Source organism: Gilliamella sp. wkB171, from assembly GCF_001693755.1.
In the GTDB taxonomy this organism is placed as follows: Bacteria; Pseudomonadota; Gammaproteobacteria; order Enterobacterales; family Orbaceae; genus Gilliamella; species Gilliamella apicola_F.
This window is the reverse complement of record NZ_LYST01000016.1, coordinates 1-1,463: the sequence shown is the minus strand read 5'-3', so window position 1 is coordinate 1,463 and position 1,463 is coordinate 1. Positions and strand designations below refer to the sequence as shown.

1 protein-coding gene, 2 tRNA genes and 2 rRNA genes are annotated in these 1,463 nt (G+C 45.2%); all 5 read left to right on the top strand.

The window, feature by feature from the left end; all coding sequences use genetic code 11:
- Positions 1 to 631 (top strand): 23S ribosomal RNA (locus A9G03_RS01410); the annotation flags it as partial.
- Between the two features lie 152 nt (positions 632 to 783).
- Positions 784 to 899: ribosomal RNA gene (gene rrf / locus A9G03_RS01405) — 5S ribosomal RNA — on the top strand.
- Between the two features lie 39 nt (positions 900 to 938).
- Positions 939 to 1,015 (top strand) — tRNA-Asp (locus A9G03_RS01400).
- 8 nt (positions 1,016 to 1,023) lie between these two features.
- Positions 1,024 to 1,099: transfer RNA gene (locus tag A9G03_RS01395), tRNA-Trp, on the top strand.
- A 131-nt stretch (positions 1,100 to 1,230) separates the two neighbouring features.
- On the top strand, positions 1,231 to 1,463 hold a 233-nt coding region (locus tag A9G03_RS01390), incomplete at its 3' end, for a DUF413 domain-containing protein (RefSeq protein ID WP_065798223.1).

The window sequence follows — 1,463 nt, the reverse complement described above, 5'->3', positions numbered from 1 at the left end:
GAGTAACGGAGGAGCACGAAGGTTAGCTAATCCTGGTCGGACATCAGGAGGTTAGTGCAATGGCAAAAGCTAGCTTGACTGCGAGAGTGACGGCTCGAGCAGGTACGAAAGTAGGTCATAGTGATCCGGTGGTTCTGAATGGAAGGGCCATCGCTCAACGGATAAAAGGTACTCCGGGGATAACAGGCTGATACCGCCCAAGAGTTCATATCGACGGCGGTGTTTGGCACCTCGATGTCGGCTCATCACATCCTGGGGCTGAAGTAGGTCCCAAGGGTACGGCTGTTCGCCGTTTAAAGTGGTACGCGAGCTGGGTTTAGAACGTCGTGAGACAGTTCGGTCCCTATCTGCCATGGGCGTAGGAAAATTGAGAGGGTTTGCTTCTAGTACGAGAGGACCGAAGTGAACGCACCGCTGGTGTTCGGGTTGTGATGCCAATTGCATTGCCCGGTAGCTACGTGCGGAATAGATAAGTGCTGAAAGCATCTAAGCACGAAACTAGCCTCGAGATGAGTTTTCCCTGATGAGAATCAGTAAGGTCCGTTTGAGACTAAGACGTAGATAGGTCAGGTGTGTAAGTGTAGTGATACATTGAGCTAACTGATACTAATGAACCGAGAGTCTTAACCTTACAACTCGGAGTTGTTTTGGATACGCGAAGTTGAGAGTAAGAAGTCATCGAAAGATGGTTAAAGATTAATAAAACAGTTTGTTCCGGATTGAGCGATTGATGCAGACATGCGATAATGTGCATCAGTTGAGAGAAAGAGAAGACAGGATATGTCTGGCGGTAATAGCGCGGTGGTCCCACCTGACCCCATGCCGAACTCAGAAGTGAAACGCCGTAGTGCCGATGGTAGTGTGGGTATTACCCATGTGAGAGTAGGGTGCCGCCAGACTTTTAAATTTTAGCTTTATATAGACACACCAAATACGGTGGAGCGGTAGTTCAGTTGGTTAGAATACCTGCCTGTCACGCAGGGGGTCGCGGGTTCGAGCCCCGTCCGTTCCGCCACCTTATTTAGGGGCGTAGTTCAATTGGTAGAGCACCGGTCTCCAAAACCGGGTGTTGGGAGTTCGAGACTCTCCGCCCCTGCCAAAATAATTGTTTTGCCTTAATTTTAGCCGTTCAGTCGTTTTTACAAGTATAAATAAAAAAATTTTGTTTACAGATTAACTTAGTTAATTATAATTCCCGCCCAACTACTTTTACAACTTAGAGGATATAAGATGGCTGAAAGTTTTATAAGTCAACAACGTTTTTTTGATAATAAAAATTATCCTAGAGGATTTTCTCGCCATGGAGATTTTACAATTAAAGAGGCTCAAATTTTAGAAAAGCATGGCTATGCTTTTAAAGATTTAGATACAGAAATTAGAAAGCCTGTTACAGCTGAAGAAAAGTCATTTGTTGCTGTCTGTAAAGGAAAAAAAGAACCTACCACTGAATTTGAAAAAGCTTG